The sequence below is a fragment of the uncultured Frigoribacterium sp. genome (assembly GCF_963515265.1).
Lineage (GTDB): Bacteria > Actinomycetota > Actinomycetes > Actinomycetales > Microbacteriaceae > Frigoribacterium.
This window is the reverse complement of the sequence record NZ_CAUPYL010000237.1, coordinates 1-3,427: the sequence shown is the minus strand read 5'-3', so window position 1 is coordinate 3,427 and position 3,427 is coordinate 1. Positions and strand designations below refer to the sequence as shown.

Genomic DNA, 3,427 nt, shown 5'->3' with positions numbered 1-3,427 from the left:
GACTGGCGCAGCTCGGGCGACAGCAGCCCGGCCGTGAGCGCCGCCGCGACGACCACGCCGCCGCCGAGTCCCACGCCCCAGGCACGGCGGCGGAGCCGGGCGCGGACGAGCGGCTCGACCTCGGGGGTCACCGGGAGGTTCATGCGGGCGGCGAGCTTCGCGAGCTGTGCCCCGTGGCGACGGGGCGATGCCGTGTCGACGGCGATGACGACCAGCGACGCGACGAGGAGCAGGTAGATCCAGAACATCGAGCCCTCCCGGGTTTTTGTATCAGCTTCGTACCAACGTACTGACACAAACTCGGGCGGTCAAGAGGCGCACACGCCCCGGGACGGGCCTTACTTGACGAGCGGGAAGAGGATCGTCTCGCGGATGCCGAGCCCGGTGATCGCCATGAGGAGGCGGTCGATGCCCATGCCCATGCCGCCGCTCGGCGGCATGCCGTGCTCGAGGGCACGGAGGAAGTCCTCGTCGAGGCGCATGGCCTCGGCGTCGCCACGGGCCGAGAGCGCGGCCTGCTCGACGAAGCGCTCGCGCTGCACGACCGGGTCGACGAGCTCGGAGTACGCCGTGGCGAGCTCGAAGCCGCGCACGTAGAGGTCCCACTTCTCGACGACGCCGGGCTTCGAACGGTGCTGGCGGACGAGGGGGCTCGTGTCGACCGGGAAGTCGACGACGAAGGTGGGGCGGTCGAGCGAGGGCTTGACGAAGTGCTCCCACAGCTCCTCGACGAGCTTGCCGTGCGTCTCGTGCGGCACGACCAGGTCGACGGTCGCGGCGAGGCGCTGCAGCTCGGACACGGTCGTCGACGGCGTGACCTCGACGCCGGCGGCCTCGCTCAGCGACTCGTACATCGGCACGCGGGCCCACTCGCCGCCGAGGTCGTACTCGGTGCCGTCGGCGAGCGTGACGAGGTGGGTCCCCGCGACCGCGAGGGCCGCCTCCTGCACGAGCTGCTGCGTGAGCCGGGCCATCTGCTCGTAGTCGCCGTAGGCCTGGTACGCCTCGACCATCGCGAACTCGGGCGAGTGCGTCGAGTCGGCGCCCTCGTTGCGGAAGTTGCGGTTGATCTCGAAGACGCGGTCGATGCCGCCGACGACGGCGCGCTTGAGGAACAGCTCGGGCGCGATGCGGAGGAACAGCTCGGTGTCGAACGCGTTGCTGTGCGTCTGGAACGGACGCGCCGCCGCGCCGCCGTGCATCGTCTGGAGCATCGGGGTCTCGACCTCGAGGTACTCGTGCTGGTCGAAGGTGCGGCGCAGCGACGAGACCGCGGCGGCGCGGGCGCGCACCGTGGCACGGGCCTGGTCGCGGACGATCAGGTCGAGGTAGCGCTGACGCACGCGGGTCTCCTCGCTGAGCTCGCCGTGCAGGTTCGGCAGCGGCAGGATCGCCTTCGACGCGATCGCCCACTCGCTCACCATGATCGACAGCTCGCCGCGGCGCGACGAGATGACCTGCCCCTTGACGAAGACGTGGTCGCCGAGGTCGACGAGGTCCTTCCACTCGGCGAGGGACTCGTCGCCCACCTCGGCCAGCGACACCATCGCCTGGATGCGCGAGCCGTCGCCGGCCTGCAGCGCCGCGAAGCAGAGCTTGCCGGTGTTGCGCGCGTGCACGACGCGACCGGCCAGGCCGACCACCTCGCCGGTCTCGGCGCCCGCCTCGAGCTCGGCGTGCCGCGCCCGCACGGCGGGGATCGTGTCGGTCAGCGGGACGCCCACCGGGTACGCGTCGCGCCCGGTCTCGAGCAGCCGGGCGCGCTTCTCGAGCCGCACCTGCTTCTGCTCGGAGGCCTCGCGAGCCGCCTCGGCCGCGGCGGCGGCCACGGCGGCCGCGTCGTCGGAGGGGGTGGTGGTCTCGGGGGCGTCGGTCATGTGCGGGGGCTCCAGCGGGGTGGTGGGGGACGGAGAGAACGGGGAGGCGAGGAGGCGCGGCGTGGGCCGCGACGGCGACGAGCGGACGAGGAGGCGCGCAGCCGTCAGGCGCCGAGGCCCCCGCCGAACGGGGACGGCGGGTCGTCGAACGCCGCCATGTCGATGGTACCGGGGCCGCTCGAGCCGCCGGCGACGCCCAGGGCGCGGTCCATGGCGGAGCGGACCAGGGGCGCGATGAGGCGGCCGGGCTCCGGGACGCCGAGCTCGGCGAGCATCGAGACCGACTGCGTGACGATCGCGGCGGAGAACTCGGTGGCGGTCGCCACGGCCTCGGCGTAGCGCGGCCGGTCGGCCTCGCTGACGAGCACGGGCTCCGCGCCCATCTCGACGACGAGCGCCTGCCCGATCGGCTGGACGGGCCCGGGCGCGGTCACGGCGCACCAGGCCTCGCGGAGCCGGACGAGGTCGATCGTGGTCCCCGTGAACGTGAGCGCGGGGTGGATCGCCAGCGGGATCGCCCCCGCGACGAGAGCCGGCCGCAGCACCTCGAGGCCGTGCGCCGCCGACGTGTGGACGACGAGCTGTCCCGGCTGCCAGACGCCGGTCGCGGCGAGGCCCTGCACGAGGTCGGCGAGCTGGTCGTCGGGCACCGCGATCAGCACGAGCTCGCTGCGCTCGACGACCTCGGGGACCGTCAGCACGGGGACGCCCGGGAGGATCGCCTCCGCCCGGTCGAGGCTCCGCGCGGACACGGCCGAGATGCCGACGATCGCGTGGCCCGCGGCGGCCAGGGCGGCGCCGAGCACCGGCCCGACGTGGCCGGCGCCGATCACGCCGACGCCGAGGCGGCCGCTCTGCTGCGGGCTCACGGGCGCGGCTCCTCTCGAGGTGCGTCGCGGGGTCCATCGGCAAACGGAGACAGATCCCGTTCGCCGAGGCTCGACGGCGGGGCCGCATCGTTGCCCGAGGACGGATCACTCTCAAATGTGAGAACAGGGGCGACCACGGGGGCGACGGGAGTCGAGGAGGCGGGGGTCGGGTCTGCCGGGTCGAGAGCAGGGGCAGGGGCCGAGGAGGCGCCCCAGCGGTGGGTGCGGTCGGCGCGAGCCGAGGTCACCGCGTCCCGCGCGGCACCCTCGAAGAACGCCATCGCGTCGTCCTGGTCGAGCGCGCCGATCGTCGCGATGATCGGCCCCTGGACGGTGTGCAGGTGCACGGCGGCGAGCCGGAGCCGACGCAGCAGCGGACCCTGCGACAGGCCAACGCTCTGCATCCGGGGCAGCGGCACGACGACGAGCTCGCGCCAGATCGCTCCCTTGCGCAGCAGCAGGGCGCCAGGAGCCGTGCGGAACCCGTTGCGGCGCCACGAGAACCCGCGCAGCACGGCGGCCCGTCGGGGCGAGGTGGTGAAGCCGCCCTCGCTGCCGCGAGAGGTCAGGCCGTCCTCGACGAGCGAGAGGGTGTGCGAGGCGCGCTCGTGCACGACGGCACGCGCGGGCTCCGCGAGCGCGGGCTCCGCGAGCGCGGGCTTCGCGACCCCGGGCCCGGCG

Annotated in this window: 4 protein-coding genes; all 4 read right to left on the bottom strand. The window is 74.0% G+C overall.

What is annotated here, in order from left to right; all coding sequences use genetic code 11:
- On the bottom strand, positions 1-248 hold a 248-nt coding region (locus RWM17_RS13225), incomplete at its 3' end, for a hypothetical protein (protein WP_314104399.1).
- Positions 249-338: 90 nt separating this feature from the next.
- A complete protein-coding gene (gene lysS, locus RWM17_RS13220) occupies positions 339-1,877 on the bottom strand; it encodes a lysine--tRNA ligase (RefSeq protein WP_314104397.1) in 1,539 nt (512 codons plus the stop codon).
- 104 nt (positions 1,878-1,981) lie between these two features.
- On the bottom strand, positions 1,982-2,746 hold the full coding sequence (locus tag RWM17_RS13215; RefSeq protein WP_314104394.1) for a Rossmann-like and DUF2520 domain-containing protein: 765 nt from the start codon (positions 2,744-2,746) through the stop codon (positions 1,982-1,984).
- A partial coding sequence (locus RWM17_RS13210) for a PH domain-containing protein (protein ID WP_314104392.1) occupies positions 2,743-3,427 on the bottom strand: 685 nt, incomplete at its 5' end. The genes RWM17_RS13210 and RWM17_RS13215, both read right to left, overlap by 4 nt.

What these genes read in the sequence shown, in the direction of transcription:
- lysS (WP_314104397.1), bottom strand. Translation starts at nt 1,877, where the DNA reads ATGACCGACGCCCCCGAGACCACCACCCCCTCCGACGACGCGGCCGCC.